This is a genomic window from Microbacterium oleivorans, assembly GCF_023715745.1.
GTDB classification, from domain to species: Bacteria; Actinomycetota; Actinomycetes; order Actinomycetales; family Microbacteriaceae; genus Microbacterium; species Microbacterium oleivorans_D.
The window spans coordinates 377,906-400,224 of record NZ_JAMBOV010000001.1 but is presented as its reverse complement, the minus strand read 5'-3'; the positions used below and the strand labels follow the sequence as shown (position 1 = coordinate 400,224).

Annotated in this window: 11 protein-coding genes; 1 reads left to right on the top strand and 10 read right to left on the bottom strand. The window is 69.6% G+C overall.

All coding sequences use genetic code 11. The features are described from left to right. Positions 1–26 precede the first annotated feature (26 nt). From M3190_RS01890 to M3190_RS01865, 6 genes are read right to left on the bottom strand one after another with little or no spacing between them, the layout of a single operon-like run. Positions 27–845: a PP2C family protein-serine/threonine phosphatase gene (locus M3190_RS01890; protein ID WP_251577761.1), complete on the bottom strand. Its 819-nt coding sequence runs from the start codon at positions 843–845 to the stop codon at positions 27–29. Beyond that, positions 842–1,900 (bottom strand): RDD family protein, encoded by a 1,059-nt coding sequence (locus M3190_RS01885; protein ID WP_251577758.1) that lies wholly within the window; start codon positions 1,898–1,900, stop codon positions 842–844. The genes M3190_RS01890 and M3190_RS01885 overlap by 4 nt, the downstream gene beginning before the upstream one ends. Next, positions 1,897–4,209 carry a transglutaminase family protein gene (locus M3190_RS01880; RefSeq protein ID WP_251577756.1) on the bottom strand — a complete coding sequence of 771 codons (2,313 nt, stop codon included), beginning with the start codon at positions 4,207–4,209 and terminating at the stop codon, positions 1,897–1,899. Before M3190_RS01880 ends, M3190_RS01885 begins: the two co-directional genes overlap by 4 nt. Next, the gene (locus M3190_RS01875; protein WP_251577754.1) at positions 4,206–5,546 is read right to left on the bottom strand and encodes a DUF58 domain-containing protein; all 1,341 of its coding nucleotides are present in this window, start codon (positions 5,544–5,546) and stop codon (positions 4,206–4,208) included. The genes M3190_RS01880 and M3190_RS01875 overlap by 4 nt, the downstream gene beginning before the upstream one ends. Then, on the bottom strand, positions 5,546–6,517 hold the full coding sequence (locus tag M3190_RS01870; RefSeq protein ID WP_251577752.1) for an AAA family ATPase: 972 nt from the start codon (positions 6,515–6,517) through the stop codon (positions 5,546–5,548). The genes M3190_RS01875 and M3190_RS01870 overlap by 1 nt, the downstream gene beginning before the upstream one ends. A gap of 27 nt (positions 6,518–6,544) precedes the next feature. Beyond that, complete coding sequence (locus M3190_RS01865; protein ID WP_439957996.1) at positions 6,545–12,637, bottom strand: Ig-like domain-containing protein; 6,093 nt, start codon at positions 12,635–12,637, stop codon at positions 6,545–6,547. A gap of 456 nt (positions 12,638–13,093) precedes the next feature. Here M3190_RS01865 and M3190_RS01860 point away from each other — a divergent pair, with 456 nt between their 5' ends. Continuing rightward, positions 13,094–16,633: a CBM96 family carbohydrate-binding protein gene (locus tag M3190_RS01860; protein WP_251577748.1), complete on the top strand. Its 3,540-nt coding sequence runs from the start codon at positions 13,094–13,096 to the stop codon at positions 16,631–16,633. A gap of 22 nt (positions 16,634–16,655) precedes the next feature. Here the strand turns inward: M3190_RS01860 and M3190_RS01855 are convergent, their stop codons facing one another. Genes M3190_RS01855 through M3190_RS01840 form a run of 4 tightly spaced genes read right to left on the bottom strand, consistent with a single transcriptional unit; the run spans position 16,656 to position 22,167 of the window. Then, positions 16,656–18,953: an ATP-binding cassette domain-containing protein gene (locus tag M3190_RS01855; RefSeq protein ID WP_251577746.1), complete on the bottom strand. Its 2,298-nt coding sequence runs from the start codon at positions 18,951–18,953 to the stop codon at positions 16,656–16,658. Positions 18,954–18,956: 3 nt separating this feature from the next. Continuing rightward, positions 18,957–19,424, bottom strand: coding sequence for a cupin domain-containing protein (locus tag M3190_RS01850; RefSeq protein WP_251577744.1), 468 nt, complete (start codon positions 19,422–19,424; stop codon positions 18,957–18,959). Positions 19,425–19,461: 37 nt separating this feature from the next. After that, on the bottom strand, positions 19,462–20,031 hold the full coding sequence (locus M3190_RS01845) for a DNA-3-methyladenine glycosylase I (protein ID WP_308222230.1): 570 nt from the start codon (positions 20,029–20,031) through the stop codon (positions 19,462–19,464). A gap of 30 nt (positions 20,032–20,061) precedes the next feature. Further along, entirely contained in the window at positions 20,062–22,167 is a 2,106-nt protein-coding gene (locus tag M3190_RS01840; protein WP_251577742.1) for an acyl-CoA dehydrogenase family protein, read from the bottom strand. Positions 22,168–22,319 lie beyond the last annotated feature (152 nt).

The window sequence follows — 22,319 nt, the reverse complement described above, 5'->3', positions numbered from 1 at the left end:
ATCGGGCCGATACCGCACTGCGCGCATCAGGCGTCTCCTCCTGCCGCTGCACGCGGCCGTGTGTCCTCATCGGCGTCCGACGTCACGGCGGCGGGCGACGTGTCGTCCCCATCATCCTGCCCCGCGACGCGCACGGCATCGACCACGACGGCCGTGATGTTGTCCCGCCCGCCGTGCAGCATCGCTTCGTGCACGAGGCGGGTCGCGGCATCCTGCGGGTCGATGACGTCGCGGAGGATGCCGGCGATGCGCTCCTCGGGCACCTCGCCCGACAGTCCGTCGGAACACACCAGGATGCGGTCGCCCGCCTCCGCTGCGAGCAGCCAGAAGTCCGCATCGCCGCCGCTGCCGGCGCCGATCGCCCGGGTGATCTCGTTGCGGCGCGTGTCGCGACCGGCGGCCTCACCGGTCAGCTCGCCCGCGTCGATCAGCTCCTGCACGACCGAATGGTCGACGCTGATCTGCTCGAGCTCGCCGTCCGCGAAGCGATAGGTGCGGGAATCGCCCACGTTCACCGCCAACCAGTGGCCGTTGCCGTCGACCTGAGTGATCGCGACACCGCTGAGCGTCGTCCCCGCCGCGCGTCCGGCGTGCCCGATGCGCTCGACGGCGAGGCGGGCACGCGAGAGGGCGGCGCGCATCCCGTCGATGCCGACGGAGTCGCGGCCGACGAGGCCGCGGAACTCCGTGACGACCGCGGCGCTCGCGGCGGCGCCCGCGTCGTGTCCGCCCATGCCGTCGGCGACGAGGAACAGGGGGTACTCCGCGAGGTGGGAATCCTCGTTGACGCGGCGGCGCAGTCCCGGATGCGTCGCCGACCCGACACGGACGTCGATCACCCTCATCGGGCGCTCTCCACGCGGAGACGGCGGTCGCCGAGTTCCAGGACGTCTCCCGACCAGATGCGCGCCCGCTGACCCGGCACGAGGCGCTGCGGCTGACCGCCGCGGACGATGACGACGCCGTTGAGCGAATGCCGGTCGACGACCCACGTGCCCTCGTCGTCGGTGCCGATCTCGAAGTGCGTCTTGGACAGCGACAGCGTCTCGTCGCGCACCGCCGTGCTGCGCCGCCCGGGCTGCTGACCCGGTCCGCGCCCGAACAGCGTCGGCTCGTAGACGATGTGACGGGTCCCGTCGTCCCACCCGAGGATCGCGATGACCGGAGGCGCCGCGCTCTCCGCCGAGGCGGGACGCCCGTCGCGGTGCGGCACACCCGGCACGGTGGAGATCACATCGACGGGGAGCGTCCGAGCGATCCGCCGGTGTGCGGGAACGGATGCCGGTGCCCAGGACGGCGGCGACAGCGGGGCCGCTGCGGGAGCCGGCGCGGAGGCGATTCGAGCTGCGCTCCCGGTAGGAGTCGGGGCGGCGAGGGAGAGGGCGGCCGGCGCCGGAGTCGATGTCGGGATCGGGTCCAGTCGCAGGTCGGCCGGCGGGACGGAGCCGACAGGAGCCGCAGGTCCCGTCGCAGGGACGACGTCGACGACGACGGCGCCGGAGGCGATGTCGTGCCATCCGCGCCGCCAGCGGGACGGGTCGAACAGGGGTGAGAACAGTCCGACGAGCACGCTGCCGGTGAGCACCCAGATCAGATTCCTTCCGAGGGCGCGTCCGAATCCGAGTCCGGCGTCATCGGCGGCATGCTCCAACCGCACGCCCATGAACCGCATGCCGACGGACCCGCGGCCGCCCTGCATCGCCGAGTACACGAGGAACCAGACGACCCCGACGCCCGCGACGATCGGAAGGAGCCACACCACGGAGACAGCCTCCGCGGTGGCCACCGAGAGGCCGATGACCACACCGGTGGCCACGGCGATGACGCCGCCGGCGACCGCGGAATCGATGAGGAGGGCGAGGACGCGGTGGCGCATCGTCGCGGGCACGCGGCTCGTCATCGCCGTCGCGCCATTCCGAGCAGTCCGCCCCGCCGCCGCAGCGACCTCAGGCTGAGGCGGGCGCGCAGGCGCTGCCAGAACGTGGCTCCGCCGGCCATGCCCGCGACGATCTCATCGACTTCGCGCCAGAAGGCGTCGACATCCTCGGGGGTGGGGTCGCCGGGGCCGTACACGTCGGCGTCCGCCCGCTGCGCGAGTGTCGCGACCCGGGCGCCGTCGAAGGCCTCGCCGACCACCTGCGCGCTCTCGAAACGGGTCGACCCCGGGGGTACCGCGACACGGTAGTCGACGGCGCGGTCGACGAGTTCGTCCCATCCGCCGGAGACACGGTCGGCGGTGCGCTCGGCGCGCAGCCGTCGCGTGCGGCGGGCTGCCTTGATCCCGCCGATCACGAGGAACGGCGACAGCAGCAGGAGGAGGGTGCCGAGCCCCACGCCGGTCCACAGGAGCACCGGTCCGAGCCAGTCGGGTCCGGGCGGCTCCTCCTCGTCCTGGTCCCGCTCCTCGGCGAGAGCCGGCGGCAGCTCCGCCGGCTCCTGCGCCGGCGGCGGCGGCTGCAGCACCTGGGGCTTCGGGTTGGCGCGCGGCTTCGTGTTCTGCTGGCTCGGCTCGTTGTCCTCGTCCGGGGTCGGGTCGAAGGTCACCCATCCGGCATCCGCGAACGCGATCTCAACCCAGGCGTGCATGTTGTCGCCGGTCGCCGTGAAGACCCCACCGGCATCCTGCCCGTCGTCGGGGTACCAGCCCATGACCACACGCGCCGGCATACCGAGCTGCAGCGCCATGAGGGCCATGGTGACGGCGTACTGCTCGTCATCACCGACCATCTGCTCGTTGGAGACGAGCATCGTGATCCGGGCGGCGCCATGGCCGGACGGCGAGTAGACGTCGTCGGCCAGACCGTGGCTGAAGTACCCGTCGGTCTGCAGATAGCTCTCGAGTGCCCGCGCCCGCTCGATCGGCGTCTCGGCCTCCTCTGTGGCGTCCGACGCGAGCTCGCTCAGGGCCTGCGGGATGCCGGTCTGCTTGGGCATCTTCAGCGGCGCGAACTGCTGGTCCGCCAGCTGCTCGTCGGTCGGCTGCTCGGGCACCGTCGTGTCGATCGTGTACTGGTCGCCGGAGCCGAGACCCGCGGTGACGACGGCCGTACCCGTGCCGTCGTTGAAGTGGGCGCCGCGGCGGAGGTCGGTCGCGCGGTCGCCCGCGAAGCGGATGTCGTGGGCGGAACCCACGGATGGCAGCCACACACCGTCGAGGTTCTCGATGTCGAAGCGCACCGTCGCGTCGTCGCCCTCGGCCTGGGGCGACATGTTCGTGCGGACCGGGGTGAAGGCGCTCGAGGAGCCGGCGCCGTCCTCGGCGACGTTGTAGACGATGCCGTCGTAGGCGTCCATCGTCGCGAGGCGCACGCGCCCGTCCTCCGGGAGTCCGCTCACCGTGAAGAGAGGCTCGGTCTCGTAGTCGCGGACGTATCCGCGCCACGACTGCAGAGGGCTCGCGTAGTCGTGGATGTCGAACGGCGGCACGACGAAGTCGCGCAGGATGTACCGCTGGGTCGGCGGCGCAGCGGTCGCGGCGACGGCCGCACCCGCCCCCGTCGCGAGAGCGACGACGACCCCGCCGGAGACCAGACGTCGCAGGCGCGCGGCACGTGAGGCATCCGCTCCCGGGGTCGCGGCCTCGACCGCGGTGCGCTCGGGACTCCACAGGGTCCGCAGCGCCAACCAGACGGCGGCGACGACGATGAACAGGGCGCCCTGCACGATGGGCGCGACGGTCTGCGCCGTGCCGAGGAGGATCTCGCCGGCGATGTAGAGGGAGGCCGGGATCAGCGCCCACGCCGGGTGGCGCAGCCGCAGGGCGAGCGAGGCCGTCAGCACGGACGCGACGAGCGTCATGAGGAACGGGACGATCAGGTGGCCGTCGTCGGAGGCCACGGGAGGCACCGTCGTCAGCAGGTCCTTCCACGCCGTGACCACGCCGAACGCGAGCTGACGCCACGTCTCGAGGGTCGGCACCACACCGAGGAAGGACGTGTGCGGCAGGGCCAACGCGCCGCCGAGCAGGAAATAGAGAGCGACCGTCGCGCCGGCGAGGGTCAGGACGCCCCAGCGCCAGCGGGCCCCCACCCAGGAGAGGGCGATGCCGACGACGAGGGCGCCGAGGGCCGCGACGAGGTAGGAGGCGCCGTCGAACGTTGCCGCGAACCCGACGATGCCGACCGCCAGGAGCAGGATGACCGCGCCGACGTCGGCGACGAGTCGCCGCCACGTCGAGCCCGGCAGCAGCAGGAAGCGCAGCCGATTCACGACAGCACCTTGCGGATCGCGTTCGGGAGCTGATCCAGCTCGCCGAGAGCGACGACGTCCGCGTCGCCCACCCGTCGCAGGACGGGCGCCTCGAGCCGGCCGTCCGCGATGATCGCGAGCGTCCGCACCCCGAACGGCACGCGGGAGCACGCGAGACGCAGCTGACCCGCGTCGACGGTGGACCCGCAGATGAGGACGGCGACCGCGGCGTCCGGCGAATGCGCCGCGAGGATGCCGGCGAGCGCGACGATGCCGCCCTCGCGCGGCTTGCTGGGCTCCAGGGCGGAGAGGGAGTCGAGGTAGCGACGCCCGGTCTCGGCGCGGATCTTGCCCGCCGACGTGCGGACGTCGAGGGTGCGGGAGTCACGCAGCGCGCGCAGACCGATGGAGCCGGCGACCGAGATCGCCGTCTCGAACTCCTCGGGGTCGCGGTACTCGCCGGGGTGGGTCGAGAGGGCGACGACGAAGTGGGAGCGACGCGTCTGCTCGTACTCGCGCACCATGAGCGTTCCGGTGCGCGCCGTGGACTTCCAATGCACGTGGCGCAGGTCGTCGCCCGGCTGATAGTCGCGGAGCGCGTGGAACGACACGTCGTCGCGCGCGAGGTGCTGGTCCGGCAGACCCTCGAGGTCGCGCATCTGGCCGAGTGAGAGACCTTCGAGCGGCAGGGTGCGCGGGTGAACGAAGAGGTCCACGGCCTGCCGGCGGTCGTGTGTGCGCTCGAAGAGGCCGAGCGGGTCGCCGCGGAGCACGCTCACCGGGCCGACCGCGAGCACGCCGCGGGCGGTCGTCGGGATCGCGAAGAGCTCCTCGTGCTCTGCGCCCGGAGCCAGGCGCGGCACCTGGAAGAGTCCACGGCCCGATCCGACGGGGAGGACCACCTCGGAGGGAAGGAGCGAGCGCGACGTGCGGTTGGCGAGCGAGAGCGCACCGACCGCACGCTCCCCCACCACGACGCGGGTGCGGGTGAGATCGAGGTCCACCTCGTACGCGGTGCGACCGAACAGGAAGACGACGCACAGCAGCACGAGGACGGTCGCCACGACGGCGGCGACGAAGGCCTCCTGCCAGCCGAGCGTGAATGCGGTGATCCACAGGATGACGGCGCCGGCCATGACCACCCAGCCGGTGACCTGGACCACCTCCGCGACGACCGCGGCCCGGTGCGCGGCGCGGCGCGCCCACACCCCGGCATCCTCTCGGAGCTTCTCCCACCTCGTGGCCTCGCGGGGGGCGAGCTGAGGCGCGTCGGCCGTGTCCTCCGGAGCGTTCTCGGGCACGCCGGAGGCGCCGGGGGCGTCGGGCGCCTCGGCCACCGTCTCCGGCGTCATCGTCATCAGGCCGACGCCCTCGCGAGGGGCGCCTCGACCTGGCCGAGCGCGCGCTCGATGACCGACTCGGATGTCGTGCCGGCGAACTCCGCCTCAGGATCGAGCACGAGACGGTGCGTCCACACCGGAGCGGCGAGGGACTTCACGTCGTCGGGGATCACGTAGTGGCGCCCCTGGGATGCCGCGACCACACGCGCGACGCGCATCATCGAGATGGCACCACGGACCGAGACGCCGAGCTTGGTGGCATCCGATTCGCGGGTCGCCTCGACGAGCTGAGCGGCGTACCGGGCGACGGCGGGGTCGACGTGGACGGATGCCGCCAGGTCGGCCATGTCGGCGACGGCCTTCGTCGTGATGACGGGGCTGAGCTTGCCGGACGGGTTGCGGTCGACCTCGCCGGCGAGGATCCGCTCGGCGACGGCCAGCGAGGGGTAGCCGATCGACGTCTTGACCATGAAGCGGTCGAGCTGCGCCTCGGGCAGTTTGTAGGTACCGGCCTGCTCGATCGGGTTCTGCGTCGCGATGACCAGGAACGGGCGGCCGACCTCATGCGGAACACCGTCGACCGTGACCCGCGACTCCTCCATGACCTCGAGGAGGGCGGACTGCGTCTTGGGCGACGCGCGGTTGATCTCGTCCGCCAGGACGATCGATGCGAACACCGGCCCCTTGTGGAACTCGAACTTGTGGTTCTGCTGGTCGTAGATCGTGACTCCGGTCACGTCGGAGGGCAGCAGGTCCGGCGTGAACTGGATGCGGGTGGAGGTGCCCTGCACGCTGGCGGCGAGCGCCTTCGCGAGGCTCGTCTTGCCGGTGCCGGGTGCGTCCTCGAGGAGGACGTGGCCCTCGGCGAGCATGGCGGCCAGCACGAGGCCGACGACCTCGCGCTTGCCCATCAGAGCCTGGTCGACGTTGTCGACGAGACGCGTGAACGTGTCGCGGAACCAGGCCGCCTGTTCGGGGGTCATGCTCATTTGTTCAGTCCTTGCTCTCGAAGGGGGTCACCAGGTGCTCGACTCGTATCTCTTGCCATTGAGGGTCACGTAGACCTCGGCTCCCGGGAAGCCCCAGTAGCAGCCCAGCTGGACCTCGCCGTTGGCAGGGAAGTACCGGCTCTCGTTGGCCGTGTCGAAGCGCGATCCATTGCCGTAGCAGTCGTAGGCGTATGTGCCCGGGGTGAAGTCGGAGACGGTCACCTTGAAGTAGGCGCACGCCGAGCCGCTGCAGCCGGGCTGACCGCTGGCGCTCGAGCCACGGCTCACGCGGGCCCGAGGGTCCGGCGGGGGCGGGGGTGCGGCCGTCGTCGCGCTGTCCTGCGCCGTCGTGGTCTGGCTGCCCTCAGCGCTCGTGCGCACCTCGATCGTGCGGGTCTCGCTGTAGTTGAGGCCGCTGTAGGTCTCCGAGCCCGACGCGGCGACCTGTCGCCACCCGCGGCCGTCACCGGTGCGGATCTCGGTCGTCACCGGACGTCCGTTGGCAGCCGGCGAGCTCCACTCCATGGTGATCTGACGATCGTTCGTCCGCGTCGCCTTCGCCGATGGGTTGCCGATCTGGCCGTACGGCCGGACCTGGTTGGATGCCGAAGATGCGGGCCCCTCGTACGTGCTGCCGTCTGCGGTGGCGACCGCCCTGATCTGGATCGTGTACGAGCCGTTGTTGTTCACCGCACCGTTGCCGATCGTGCCCGAGGTGCCCGAGCCGCCGCCGGCGACCCAGTCCGCGCGCCAGCCGGCGCCGTTGACGCTGTACTGGTACTGGATCTCGTTCGCGTTCGCGCCGTTGGATGCGCCGGGCTCCCACTGCACCACGACCTGGTTGTCGCCCTCGCGCGCGGCGACGCTCGACGGCGCCCCCGGCGGGGTGAAGGCACGGCGCGGCGCGGACTGCGGGCTGCGATCGCCCCAGCCGGCCTTGTTGCGCGCTCGAACGTCGTACGTGTAGTCCGACTGCGACGTGTCGACGACGACGGCCTGGCTGGTCTGGCCCGCGGGTACGGCGATCGTGTCCACCACGTTGCCACCGCGGATGACCCGCAGCTCGTATCCGGCGATGGCGTCGCCGTTCTCCGCAGGCTGGTTCCACGAGACGCGCATCTGCGCCCGGTTGCCGACCGGCTCGAGCCGAGCCACGGTGGGCGCGCCCGATGCCGACGGCGGGGCCGCGGGGATCTCGCCCGCCGACCACTGCGAGAAGTCCGACGGCTCCGGCGCCCGGTTGTGCGCGCGGACGCGCACCTGGTACTCGGTCCCGTTCTGCAGCCCCTCCCAGCGGTGGGAGTTGCCCGTCAGGCCCGTCTTCTGCGCGACCCCGGACGGCGGCGCGGGCGAGATCTCGAGCGTGTAGCTCTCGACGGGCGAACCCTCGGTGCGCGGTGTCTTCCACGCGATGTCGAGGCTGCGGTCGCCGAACTTCAGGGTCGGTGGGGCCGGCTGATCCGGGCGCACATCGGGGCGTGCGGTCTCGGACGGCACCGACGGATCGGACTCGCCCACGCTGTTCGTCGCGGTCACCACGAAGTTGTACTCGACGTTGTTCGTGAGACCGTCCAGGGTGCAGGTCGTGGACGGGCACTCCCGCGTGTAGCCTCCGGCCGTCGAGGTGACCGTGTACCCCTCGATGCGACGCCCGTTGTCGACGGGCGGCGTCCAGCTGAGCACGACCGTTCGACTCTCCACCGCGGTGACTGTCGGCTTGCCTGGAGCATCCGGACGGCCCTGCACGGTGATGCGGATGCGTCCCTCGACCGCGCGGTCGGCGTCCTCCGTGGCATCCAGCACCCGGTAGCGCACGACGACGTTGCCGACGAAGTCCGCCGGTGTCGTGACGTCGACACGGTCCCCGTTGACGACGGCGCGGCCCTGACCGGTTTCGATGTTGGCGGACACGAGTCGCAGTGGCGTCTCGGGGAACGGATTGACGTCGTTGGCGAGGACGTCGACGGGGATCGTCTCTCCCTGATCGGCCTGTGGGATGACGTCGTCGTTGAGCGACGCGAGCTCGCGGGTCGACGCCGTGACCGTGACCTGGATGGTCGCCTCGACGGGATCCGTCTGGTTGTCGGTCACGCGGACGGTGAGCGGGAACGCCGTGCCCTTCGCCGTGTCGGCGGCGGCGCCGACCGAGAGGGTGCTTCCTTCGATGCGCGCGGTCGTGCCGGCCGGCGCATCGGATGCCAGCGAGAAGGTGAGGTTGTCGAGATCGCCGGGATCCGGATCCGTGACCAGCTCGCGCAGGCCGAGGCTGGCGGGATCCTCGCCGGGTGCGACGTTGAGCGACGCTCCGACCATCGTGGGCTGCTCGTTGTCGGGCGGCGTCACCGTGATGGGGATCGTCAACGTCGCCTTGCGCCCGTTCTCATCGTCGGGTCCGTTCCCGTCCGTGACCTCGAACGTGAGGGCGTCGGAGCCGAAGTAGCGCTCGGCGGAGGTGTAGATGAGCGTGCGCTCGTCCTTGACGAGGTTCGCGCCGTTGCTGTGCGACGCCGCCACCTTCTCCTGCTCGGTGATGACGATGTCGCCCCCTCCGGACGCGCGGACGTACTCCGAGAGCGGCAGCTCGATCGTCTCACCGCTCTTGACGGTGACGCCCTCGGTCGAGATGAGCGTGGGCGGCAGGTCCGCGAGCGCCGGCACGTGGACGAATGCGGCGGCCACCTGGTCGTCCTCGTCCGTGACGAGGTAGGTGATGAGCTGACGCTCGTCGCCCACCGTCAGGCTGACGCGGCCGTCCGACAGGACGCGCGCGTTCTCGCCGCCCTCGCCGAGCGAGACCTGCAGCGCGGAACGGGTGCCGTCGGGGTCGTCGTCGTTCTCCAGCACGTCGACCACGACTGAACCGTCCTCCTCCACGTCCTCCGCGAGGATGCGGTCGTCGCGGGCGATCGGCCGCGCCAGCGGCACGTCGGGGTCGACCGTGATCTGGACGGATGTCGTCGCCTCGAGGCCTCGTTCGTCGGCGATCGTGTACAGCACGCTCGTCTGCATCGGCTCGTCAGGAGCCGTGATGAGCAGCTGCTGACCCGAGACCTCGGCATCCAGACCGGGCACATCGGGGATCTCGACGGCGTTCTCGGCGAACCCGAAGTCGTCGCCGTCCGGGTCGGAATCGTTCTGCAGCACGTCGACGGCGACGGTGCGGCCGGGCCGCACCGTGATGGTGTCGCGCACCGCGTACGGGGCCTGGTTCGTGGACTCGGCCGGCGCGATGCCGACCTCGACCAGTCCGGTCGCCTCCTTGCCGAGGTTGTCGCGGACGCGGTACCGGAAGCGGTCGACACCGACCGAATCCTCGAAGGCGGTGTAGATGAACGAGTCGGCCTCGATGGCCGTGACCTTGCCCTTCGCGGGCGAGGATGCGAGCCCCACGAGCTGGACGGAGTCGCCGTCGGCGTCGATCCCATTGAGGTCGATCGGCACCTGCACGCCCGAGCCGCTCAGCGCCCGGACGGTCACATCCCGCGGACGAGGTGCGGCATTCGCCTCGTCGTCTCGCGGCAGGATGCGGATCGTCACATACCCGGCATCCCGCTGCCCCGTCGAGTCCTCGACCTCGTACGTGGCGTTGACCGTCTTCGGCTCGGTGCCCGCGCGGAAGCGCAGCGTGTCCTCCGACACGAAGAGGTCGCCGTCGGCCTCGTCGACGAGCGGCGGAACGAGCTCGGGCGAGATGTGGATCTCGTCGCCGTTCGGGTGGTAGTCGTTGTCCATCACGGGGATCGTGACCACGTCGCCGACCCTCACGACGGCTTCGTCGTCCAACGCCGTGGGGGGCTTGAGCTTCTCGGGAGCCGGCACGGGGATGACGATGATCTCACCGTCCGCGGACTGAGACCCGTTCGAGATCCGGTACTGGATGCGGACCTGCTGGTCGAGGGCGGACTGATCGCTGACGCGGATCGTCTCGTGACCGAGGACCGCCGCAGTGAGGCCGCTGTCCGCGCCGACCGAGACCGACTGGACGACCAGGATGCCGCCTGCGGGGTCGGTGTCGTTGCCCAGCACGTTCACCAGCACGTCCCCGCCTGTGGGGAGGAGGGCGACATCCCGGACCGCGATCGGCGCGACGTCGGCATCCTCCTCGGGCAGGACGTCGATCCGCACGATGCCGGGGGCGGAGTTCGCACCCGCTGACGCGAGGTAGGTCGCGTAATAGGTGCCGGTCGTGCCTGACTGGAAGGTGAACGACTTGTCGGGGTAGTCGCGCGTGACGGTCCCGCCGTCGACGTCGTCGACGCGTGTGAGACGCAGCTGTTCGCTGCCGGTGCTCGTGTCGTTGCTGAGCGGCCGCACGGTGACCGGACGGTCGGGACGGGTCACCACATGGTCCGCGTTCGTGACCGGGAGCGTGGTCCCGAGCGGACGGATGTCGTATCGTGCGACGCCGGCGCCGTCGTCGTTGCCGTCCGAGACCGTGATGGGTACGTCCTTGCGGCCCTGCAGCCCGCCGATCGCGCGATACGTGATCTGACCGTCAGAGGTGAACTCGGCTTCATCCCCACCGTCCGGGGTGACCGACGACAAGAAGATGTCGTCGCCGTCCGGGTCGATCCAGTCGGTCAGGACGTTGTACGAGACGACACCGCCGGTCTCGACCGTGATCGCCGTCTTGCGTTTCTGCACCGGCGGCGAGTTCTCGCTGAGGGGGCGGACGGTGAGGGTCACTCGCGCGGTGTCCTTGCCCTTGCGGCCGTCGTCGACCTCGTAGGTGAACGTCGTCGTGCCGCTCGCGTCCTCGGGGAGTTCGATCTGCAGTGCCGTGCCGTTGTAGATCGGTGTGACCTCGCCGATGGACGGCTTGCCCGTGACCTTCGCCACGAGGACGTCACCGTCCGCGTCGAGGTCGTTCTCAAGGACGGGGAGCACCGTCGTGCGACCGGGACGCACACCGTAGCGGTCGTTCTCTGCGACCGGCGGGGTGTTCTTCTCGGTCCGCTCGGGAAGCGTCGACTGGACCGTCTCCTCGGTCGTCTCCTCCTCTTCCTCGCCCTCGCCCTCGGGCGGCGTGAGGTCCTCCCAGTTGTCGACTTGCTGGAGGGCATCGCTGGCCATCCACGCCGACCCGCCGAAGATGTCGTTGAGGACGACGACATCGCGGTTCACACGGAAGCGGAGTTCGCTCGTGCGGTCGATTCCCTCGACGGTCCTGGTCACGTCGTTCTCGTCGCCGACGCAGTCACGCACGAACGCGCCGGAGCCCGACCAGGCGCCGTACGCGCACCCCGCGACGTAGACCGGCTGCGCGGGAGCGCCGCCGTCACCGGCATCCGTCGTGACCGGGTCGCCGCCCTCGAGCGGTACGCGCACCAGCTCGGAGGGCGTGGCGAGCGTCACGGTGTCGGTCACGTTCGAGGGCTGCTGCAGGATCGCCTCGTCGGGCACCTGGGTGACGAGGCCGTCGCTCGTGTACAGCGTCGAGGACGTGCGGTCGAGGACCACGCTGACGCCGCCGACGGACGTGATCGCCAGCTCATCGTTCTTCTCGACACCCTCGAGCTCGCGCTCGGCGGTCTGGACGAAGACACCCTGCGCATCGGGGGCGTACGCATAGAGCGCGCCCTTCTCGGCTGAGACCGCGTAGACGAGACCCGCGGTGCTGACCGTGACCGCGGCCCCGCGTCCGAGTTCGGCGATGGGGTCGCCGGCCTCCTTGCCGACGGCACCGAGCGAGGTGAACGGCGCGGCTCGCAGCGCGCCGCCCTCATCCATCGCCGCGACGGTCGGACCCCCCAGCACCACCTGAGAGTTCGAGGGCAGGTCGGCCTTGTCGGAGAGGACGACGCGCGCGGGGTCGATGGCGGTCGCGGTGTTCTCGGTCTGGTCCGTGACCAGCACGCGGTTGCCTGCCTGCTGGATGTCGTAATCCTGCGAGAGGGTGCGGAGCCCCCCGTCCAGGAGACGCGATTCGTTGTTGAAGTGCCCGACCAGCAAGCTCGTCTGCTTCGTGAGCCACACCCCGCCGTCGTTGAGCTCGACCTCGGTCGTCGGCTCACCCTCGTACGTCAGCGCGAGGACACCGACCGCCACCACGGCGGCGGTGACAGCCCCGATCGACGCCATCGTCTTCGGCCGTGATCGGAGCCAGGCAAAGGACTTCATGAGTGCTCTGACTCCCCCCGGGCAGACGAGTTCGCAGGACCGTGCCCACCCGGTGGATGAACCGGACGACTCGGCGTGTGGACGCGATAAAGCCTAAGCGAGGGACCAATTTCGGGCGAGCGCGTGACGTGGGGAGTTCTCCCCACTTATGATCTCCGGCTCGCCCGGGACCCTATCGTTATGAACTCCCCTCACGATGGCTGAACTATTGCTGTAAACATGGTCATGTCGCCGCGAGGGCGACCTGATGAGCGCTTTGGGGGGCGCGGCAAGGAGCAGGACGCCGTGAACGCATACCCCCGATCGCGTCGGCGCGCGCGCGGACCTCTCGCAGCGATGATGACCGCGGGTGCCCTGCTCGTGTCCTTCGCACTCGGCCCCGCCGCTCATGCCACTACGCCGGTCGCTGTCACAGCTGTGTCGGCAACCACCGCCACAACGCCCAACATCGCCGCGGTGAGCGCCGCGCATCCGCGTCTCATGGCGGACGCGGCTCGGCTCGAGCAGCTGCGCACTCAGCAGGCTCAGGACCCGGTCAGTAAGGCGCTCGCCGACCGTGTGCTGGCGGAGGCTGAAACGCTCCGCTCGGAGCCTCGGATCAACTACACGATCTCGGGCGGACGGATGTTGAGTTCCGCGACCGAACTGGTGGACCGCACATACACCCTGGTCGTCGCCTGGGTCGTGTCGGGGGATCGAAGCTATCTGGACCTCCTGTGGAAAGACCTGGGGCCGGCGACGAAGCTGACGTCCTGGAACCCGGATCACATGCTCGACGGCGCCGAGTTCACCCACGCCTCAGCGATCGCATACGACTGGGCGCACTCCGCGTGGACCTCAACTCAGCGGTCCCAGATGCGGACCGCCATCGTCAAGCTCGGCCTCGAGCCCTCGCTGAAGATTTACAGCCTTGCCGACGGGGCGAAGAGCCCTTATCGCTACTTGGGCAACTGGCGCCTCGAGCCCGGCAATATCAACACCAACATCAACTCGGCGATGATCCTCGGCGCGCTCGCTGTAGCGAAGGACGCCACGAGCACATCGGTGCAGAGCGTCCTGACAGGTGCGAGCAAGAGTATTCGGAGCGGCCTCTCCGAGTACAAGGCCGACGGCGGATTCCCCGAGGGCGCGACGTACTGGGCCTACGCCACCCGATCCGCAACGGCGGCTCTCCTCTCGTTGAAGACCGCGACCGGATCGGATTACGGTCTCGCCTCCGTCGGCGGCCTCTCGAAGACGGCGTCGTTCGCGCTCGATCTCCGCAGTTCCGCCGAGACCATCTACAACTTCGCGGACTCGTCGTCGCTTCCCGGCGTGGTCAATCTGCCCCTCGCGGGGCTCGCGCGGCTCTACAACTCGCGAGCACTCGGCGCTGCGTCCGCCGTGAACGTCCCGGGGTCATACACCCGAGCGGCGCAGCAGCTCATCATGCGCGACCCGTCCTGGAAGGGCGTGACGCCCGCGACGGGTTCCCTGAATTCGGCGTACTCGACTGGTGTTGTGACGGCGCGATCGTCAACCACGAGCCCGGACGCGACCTACCTGGCCTTCCGGTCTGCAACCGCATTCGAGGCGCCCCACCAGCAGATGGATGCGGGCGACTTCCAGCTCGCATCCCTGGGCGAAGAATGGGCGGTCGAGCTGGGACTCGAGGAGGCGACGTACGACCTCAGCAATCCCGCTCGCTCGAGCGCCCGGTGGAACTATTACCGGACCACGACGATCGGGCACAACACGCTGACCATCGCCCCGTCGAAGGCCAGCGCCGGGCAGCCTTCCGCCACTGTTGCGGGCCGTGTTTCCTCGGCCCCCGATGAATTCTTCGCGACCACGAACGCGACCGCCACGTTCGCCGATTCGGTAAGCAGCTGGAAGCGCGGCGTCCGCCTGATCGACGGACGCACGAATGCGCTCGTCCAAGACGAGATCACGACCGCGACGACAGTGGATGCGATGTGGGGGATGCACACGCGTGCACAGATCAAGATCTCGGCCGATGGTCGGCAGGCTATTCTCTCGCAGAACGGCAAACGACTCCTCGCGCGCATCGTCTCGGGAACCGGCACCACCTTCAGCGACATGCCCGCAGCGCCCCTCCCGTCGTCACCGCAACCCTCGCAGGAGCGGAACGACGACGTGCGAAGGCTCTCGATCTGGTTCTCAGCGAACGCGGGGGCGACGACCACGCTCGCTGTGCAGTTCACACCGCTCCTGCCAGGCACGGACGCCTCGACACCACCCCGCGCCGCGAAGGTGACCGCGCTCTCCTCTTGGACCTCGATGGGCACAGCGTCCGTTCTGACCGGGATCAGTGTGGGCGGGCAGAAGCTCGCCGGGTTCTCCGGCAAGACCGCGTCGTACGACGTGCCGATCTCAGACCCCAGTTCGCTGCCGAAGGTCTCCGCGACCGGTACCGGCACGATCTCAACCGTGCAGGCCACGCGGTCGAGCATGACCGCCCGCATCACAGTCACCAACGGCACCGCGCGAGCGACGACGTACGTCGTGCGCTTCGTCGTTGCGGGGGATCCCGCCGTGGTCGACGGCCGGACGGCGCGGGATCCGCGCTCCCAAACCGTCGACGGAAGACCTGAGACTGCCTGGGACCCCGCATCAGTGTCGTCACGGTCGCTGGTCTGGCGTCTTGATGAGCCGGTGCCTCTCCGCTCCGTGATGCTCACCATGGCGAGTTCGACGCACACTCCGACCGAGGTCAGGCTGGAGGTTTCACCGGACCGGTCGTCGTGGTCGGCGCCTTACGGCGGTACATTCGATGGCCCGACCGCCACCAAGGCATTCCCCGTCGCCTCCGCCTCGCCCATCAGGTTCGTGCGGATCACCGTGCCACGCGGCGACGCGAAGATCGCTGAGGCGCGTTTCCTGCGCTACGACGCCTCCCCGGAGAATGTGGCGCCACCCCGTACCGTCCCGACGAAAGCGGCACTTTCGGGCTTCGCGACCAAACCCAACGTCGGCGCAACAGGTCAGGCCCGGACCTCCGCGACCTGGTCCAACGGCACCGCCACGACCACGACGAAGTGGATGACGAGCAACTCGAAGGTCGTTTCCGTGACCAGCTCGGGGGTTTGGCGTGCAGTCGGGCGCGGCACCGCGCAGGTCGGCGCCATCGTGACGTCTCCGGACCGGGTTTCCGCCACCGCCACGGTGAGCGTCACGGTCGTGGATCCCACGCGGATCAGAATCCCCGTCCTGCGCGACACGTATGTGGCGGGATCCGAGCCGTCGAAGAACTTCGGCTCCTCCGCGACGATCCTGAACAAGCCCACGACCTCAGCCGCGCTCGAGCGCATCGGCTATCTGGCGTTCGACGTGACCCCCATCGCGGGCCGTGAGGTGCGGTCCGCGGTTCTCACGGTCCCGGCCGTGATCAAGGACAATTCGACCGTGTCCACCGCCCGGATCGACTTGCATCCGGTCACAGCGGCGTGGTCCGAATCATCGATGACCTACGCGAATCGGCCGGCGAGCGGTTCCACCGTCGCCAGCATTCTCGCGACGAAGACGGAGCAGGCCCAGTCAGCCGATCTGACCAAGCACCTCGCGGGTCTCGCCAAGGCCGGGACCAAGACCGCGTCCTACTCCCTCTCACAGGATGGCGTCGGCGCCAAGGGCGTGGTCGTCTCGATGCCCTCGAAAGAGTTCGCCCCCGGCGCGTACATCGAGGTCGTGCTCGCCCCCGCGAGTGCAGACAGCGTCCCGCCGTCGCGCCTCGGATCCGTCTCAGCTACCGGGGCGCCGTCCTCGCTGGCGGTCGGCAAGAGCGCGACCCTGGCCGTCACTGCGAAGGCGAGCACCGGCGGGACCTTCACGCGCGCCAAGATCACTTACTCAACGACGGATTCGGCGATCATGAAAGTCTCGTCGACCGGCATCGTCACCGGCGTCTCTCCCGGCGGGGCGACGCTGAGCGTCACAGCGACGGCAGACGGCATCGCCGTCACCTGGACGAAGCGGATTCTCATCACCAAGCAGTAGCGTCGTCGGATCGCGCGAGGTCTCACCCCGCGCCGACGTAGCGGGCGAGATGCTCGCCCGTCAGCGTGCTCCGCGCAGAGACCAGCGCGGCCGGCGTGCCCTCGAAGACGATCCGCCCGCCGTCGCGACCAGCGCCCGGACCGAGGTCGATGATGTGGTCGGCGTGCGCCATGACGGCCTGGTGGTGCTCGATGACGATGACCGAGTTGCCGGCATCCACCAATCTGTCTAGCAGAGCCAGAAGGTTGTCGACGTCCGCGAGGTGCAGGCCCGTGGTGGGCTCGTCGAGGACGTAGACCGCCCCCTTCTTGGCCATCGCGATCGCCAGCTTCAGTCGCTGACGTTCACCGCCCGAAAGCGTGTTGAGCGCTTGACCGAGGGTGATGTACCCCAGCCCCACGTCGATCATGCGGGCGAGCGTCGTCTTCGCCGGGCCGGAGGCGAAACCGTGTGCCTCCTCGGCCGACATCGCCAGCACCTCGGCGATGTTCCGGCCGTCGAGCGTGTACTCCAGCACCGCCTCGCTGAAACCCGATCCCTCGCAGACCTCGCACCGCGTCTCGACGCTCTGCGTGTACCCGAGATTCGTGATGATGACTCCCAGACCCTTGCAGGCGGGGCAGGCGCCCTCGGAGTTGGCGCTGAACAGCGAGGCCTTCACCCCGTTCGCCTTGGCGAATGCGGTCCGGATCGCATCCAGGACGCCCGTGTAGGTGGCGGGGCTCGACCGACGCGAGCCCTTGATGGGCGATTGGTCGACGACGACCACGTCGTCGAAGGCGGGCACGTTGCCGTGGATGAGGGACGACTTGCCCGAGCCGGCGACCCCTGTCACCACCGTCAGCACGCCGAGCGGGATGTCGACGTCGACGCCCACGAGGTTGTGCTGGCTCGCGCCGCGGATCTGCAGTGCTCCCGTGGACGTGCGGGTGTCGGCCTTGAGCGCGGCCCGGTGATCGAGGTGCCGGCCCGTGAGGGTGTCGGATGCCCGGAGCCCCGCGACGTCGCCCTCGTACATGATCTCGCCGCCCCGGGCTCCGGCGTGCGGACCGAGGTCCACGACGTGGTCGGCGATCGCGATCACCTCGGGCTTGTGCTCCACGACGAGGACCGTGTTCCCCTTGTCGCGCAGGAGCAGCAGCAGGTCGTTCATCCGCTGGATGTCGTGCGGGTGGAGGCCCGCGGTCGGCTCGTCGAACACGTAGGTCACGTCGGTCAGTGCGGAGCCCAGATGGCGGATCATCTTCGTCCGCTGCGCCTCACCGCCGGACAGCGTCCCCGATGAGCGGTCGAGGGAGAGGTACCCGAGGCCGATGTCGATGAAGGAGGCGATGACCTTGCGCAGACCGGACAGCAGCGGTCCGACCGTGGTGCCGTCGATCGTCTCGAGCCACGTCGCGAGGTCGGTGATCTGCATGGCGGATGCCTCGGCGATGTTCACGCTGCCGATGCGGGACGACCGCGCGCCCTCGTTCAAACGGCTGCCGCCGCAGTCGGGGCAGGGAAGGAACTTCACCGCGCGGTCGACGAACGCGCGGATGTGCGGCTGCAGCGACTCTCGGTCCTTCTGCAGGAATGACTTCGTGATCTTGGGAACGAGACCCTCGTAGGTCATGTTCATGTTCTGGAGCTTGACCTTCGTCGGCTCCTTGTAGAGGAAGTCCGCGCGCTCCTGGTCGCTGTACGCCGCGATCGGCTTCGACGCGTCGAGGAAGCCCGACTCGGTGAAGATCCGGACCATCCAGCCGTCGACGCTGTACCCGGGGACGGTGATCGCCCCCTCGGCGAGCGACTTCGAGCTGTCGAAGAGTTCGTCGAGGTCGACGTCGCTGACCTCGCCGAGCCCCTCGCACCGAGGGCACATGCCGCCCGTGACCACTTCGGCCCCGGGCACCGAGGGGATGTTGAACGAGAACGCCTGCGGCGACCCCACGCTCGGCTGCCCGAGCCGGCTGAACAGCAGCCGGAGCATGGCGTACGCATCGGTCACGGTGCCGACCGTCGAGCGCGCGTTGGCGCCCATCCGCTCCTGATCGACGATGATCGCGGGGCTGATGTTCTCGAGCCCGTCGACCTCGGGACGGGACAGCTGCGCCATGAACTGCTGAACGAACGTCGGGTAGGTCTCGTTGATGAGACGCTGCGATTCCGTCGCGATGGTGCCGAACACGAGGGAGGACTTGCCCGATCCGCTCACGCCGGTGAACACGGTCAGCCGTCGCTTGGGGATCTCGACGTCGATGCCTTTGAGGTTGTTCTCGCGCGCCCCGATGACGCGGATGACGTCGTGCGCATCGGCGACGGGCAGATCGGATGCCACGGCTCAGCCCTTCGCCCACGGCATCGCGCGCGGTGCTTGCTCGTCACGGGTCGCGTCGTCCGGCAGGCGCGGCAGCTCGTGGCCGCCCGCCCGGATGCAGAGCCACCGCAGCTGACCGGGACCCTCGGGGTGCGCCCGCCACGTGCGCCAGACCCCCTGACCGACCCGTACGACCGACCCGGGACCGACGTCGACCAGGTCGTCGTCGAGACCCATCTGGCCGCGCCCCTCGAGGAAGACGTACAGCTCCTCCACTTCGGAATGGGTGTGCCAGTACCCGGCCTCTTCACCGGGTTCGAGCGCGTTCGCCGTGAGCCCGATGTACTGCATCGCGAGTTCGTGGTCGACGACGCGACGGCCGTCCCGCGACCGCGCGGGAGCGAATCCCCCGAAGTGATCGCGCCACTCGTCGAGGCCGCCGATCTCCGTGATCTCGTAGCCCGCCATGTCCACCTCTCCACCCGCCGTCACCACATGATGCTCACGCATCGCTTCGGGGGGCAAGCGATCAGTCTGTGGCGCGGTGGCACCCGACGACGTGGTCGTCGACCATGCCCGACGACTGCATCAGCGCGTACATCGTCGTCGACCCGACGAATCGGAACCCCCGCTTCCGCAGCCCCTTCGACATCGCGTCGGACTCGGGCGTCGTGGCGGGCACCTCCGCGAAGGACGTCGGTCGCCGATGGGATGCCGGGGCGAACGACCACATGAACGCGTCCAGCTCGCCCGGGACCATCTCCGTGACGATCCGCGCATTGCCGATCGTCGCGAGGATCTTCGCGCGGTTGCGGATGATGCCCGCATCCGCCATCAGACGCGCGACGTCGGTGTCGTCGAAGGCGGCGACGACGGCCGGCTCGAACCCGGCGAAGACCTCGCGGAACCGCGGTCGCTTCCGCAGGATCGTGATCCACGACAGCCCCGCCTGGAAGCCCTCGAGGCTCATCTTCTCGAAGAGGGCCCGGTCGCCATGGAGAGGCCGCCCCCATTCCTCGTCGTGATAGCGGCGGTACTCCGCATCGTCGCCGACCCAGCCGCAACGCAGGAGGCCGTCGGGCCCGACACGCAGTTCCACGCGTGTCAGGTTACCGACGGCCTCCGACGCTCACTTCTTGTTCAGCGACTTCTCCGGCACAGGCGCCTCACCCCGCGCCGCGAGGTCGGCGTAGTGCGCCCGCGCCTCGTCCTGTCGCTGCCGCTCGATGCCGGAGGCGATGGGGGCCCGCACGTGCTCGGGAGCGAACCCGAACGCATCGACGATGTCCTGCGCGTGCGGGCGCAGTCGCGCACAGAGCCGGTCGATGTACTTCGACACCGCGGCGGCACGCTGCGTGGAGAGACGGCCGTTGATGAGGTGCCAGGCCAGGTGCTTCTCGATGAGGTGCAGCCCGAACAGATCGCGCAGCCAGGTGAGCACCTGACGCGTGCCGTCATCGTCGGTCGACTTCACCGCGTCCGAGAACGCCTCCCACTGCAGCAGCTCGCCGTGCGCCCGTGCCGCCTCGATGAGCTCGGCCTGGTGCGTGTTGAACAGCGCTGCGGCCTCGGCCGAGGGGAGCTTGGATGCCGGGCGCAGCGCACCGGCGATGTCGGCCACCATCTGCTCGACCCGGCCCGCCAGCAGTTCGTGCTGCTGCTCCGCCCGGAGGCCCAGCTCGACCGAGCGCGCGGTCGAACCGAAGTCCGCGACGGCCTGACCGAGTCTGCGCAGGCCGGCGCCGTGGAAGACCTTGCCCGCCGTCTGCCCGACGGCGAACTTCGCGAGGGTGGCGGCATCCGCTCCCTTGAACTGCTTGGCGAAATCGGCGAGGAGACGCTTGCCGACCAGCTGCAGGAGGACGTTGTTGTCGCCCTCGAAGGTCACGTAGACGTCGAGGTCCGAGCGCAGCCCGACGAGACGATTCTCGGCCATGAAGCCCGAACCGCCGCAGGCCTCCCGGGCCTCCTGGATCGTCTGCAACGCGTTCCAGGTGCTGAGAGGCTTGAGGGCGGCAGCGAGTGTCTCGAGGTTCTCCCGCTCGGCGGGGGTGTCGGCCGTCCCGCCGAAGACGCCGTCGAAGGTCCGCAGCAGCTCGTCGTGCGCGAAGTATTGCGCGACGTTCTGCGCGAGGAGCGGAAGGAGACGGCGCTGGTGCTTGCCGTAGTCGAGCAGGACGACCTCGTCGGTGCCGGCGCCGGAGTCGAACTGCCGGCGCTGGTTGCCGTAGGTGACGGCGATGTACAGCGCGAGGGACGAAGCGATGGTCGCGGCACCGTCGAGCGAGACGCGACCCTGCACAAGCGCGCCCAGCATCGTGAAGAAGCGACGGCCGGTGCTCGTGATCGGGCTCGAGTAGGTGCCGTCGGGGGCGACGTCCCCGTACCGGTTGAGGAGGTTCGTCCGCGGGACCCGGACGTGGTCGAAGGCGAGGCGGCCGTTGTCGATGCCGTTCAGGCCGCCCTTGACCCCGTCGTCCTCGCTCTGCACTCCCGGCAGCAGCTCGCCGTCGGCGGAGCGGATCGGCACGAAGAAGCAGTGCACGCCGTGGTTGACCCCCTTCGCGATGAGCTGCGCGAAGACGGTCGCTGCCTGCCCGTGGACGGCGGCGTTGCCGAGGTAGTCCTTCCATGCCGCGCGGAACGGCGTGTGGATGACGAACTCCTCCGTCTCCGGGTCGTATGTCGCCGTGGTGCCGATCGCCGCGACATCCGATCCGTGCCCGATCTCGGTCATCGCGAAGGCGCCGGGCAGCTTCGCGTCGCGGATGTCGGGGAGCCAGCGGTCGTGATGCTCCTTCGTGCCGAGCTGCAGGACCGCCGAGCCGAAGAGACCCCACTGCACGCCCGACTTGATCTGCATGCTGGGGTCGGCGAGCACGAGCTCCTCGAAGCCCGCGAGGTTGGCGCCGTTGTCCTCCTCGCCGCCGTACTCCTTGGGCAGTGCTCTCGTCGAGCCGCCGTTCTTCGCGAGCAGACGCACCTGCTCCATGACGCGCTCGCGGTGCTCGGCGACGCTCTGCCCGTCGATCCGCCAGTAGGCGGGGTCTTTGATGAGCTCTCGCACGGTGAGGCGGGTCTCGCCCCACGTGCCGCGGAGCATCGCGCCCACCGCGTCGATGTCGATGCGGGGCTCGTGCGCCTCGTCGGCGGTGTGGGGCGCGGTCGGAGCGCCGCCGGCGGGAGTGCGCTTGTCGGCGGCGGGGGTGGAAGAGCGGACGACGGTGTCGGTCATCACTGGCCTTTCTAGGACGCCGGGCACGGCGGCGGGACAGGGAAGTTCGACCCCAACGGTAGGAGTCCTCCAACGGGGGACCAACTGCGTTGTCCGCCCAGGACAAAACGGGCAGGCGACGTGGCGAAGCGGGCTTGTGTCACGCCTACATC

Excerpts from the sequence above, each read along its gene's own strand:
- M3190_RS01890 (WP_251577761.1), bottom strand. The coding sequence starts at position 845 with ATGAGGGTGATCGACGTCCGTGTCGGGTCGGCGACGCATCCGGGACTG.
- M3190_RS01885 (WP_251577758.1), bottom strand. The coding sequence starts at position 1,900 with ATGACGAGCCGCGTGCCCGCGACGATGCGCCACCGCGTCCTCGCCCTC.
- M3190_RS01875 (WP_251577754.1), bottom strand. The coding sequence starts at position 5,546 with ATGACGATGACGCCGGAGACGGTGGCCGAGGCGCCCGACGCCCCCGGC.
- M3190_RS01870 (WP_251577752.1), bottom strand. The coding sequence starts at position 6,517 with ATGAGCATGACCCCCGAACAGGCGGCCTGGTTCCGCGACACGTTCACG.
- M3190_RS01865 (WP_439957996.1), bottom strand. The coding sequence starts at position 12,637 with ATGAAGTCCTTTGCCTGGCTCCGATCACGGCCGAAGACGATGGCGTCG.
- M3190_RS01840 (WP_251577742.1), bottom strand. The coding sequence starts at position 22,167 with ATGACCGACACCGTCGTCCGCTCTTCCACCCCCGCCGCCGACAAGCGC.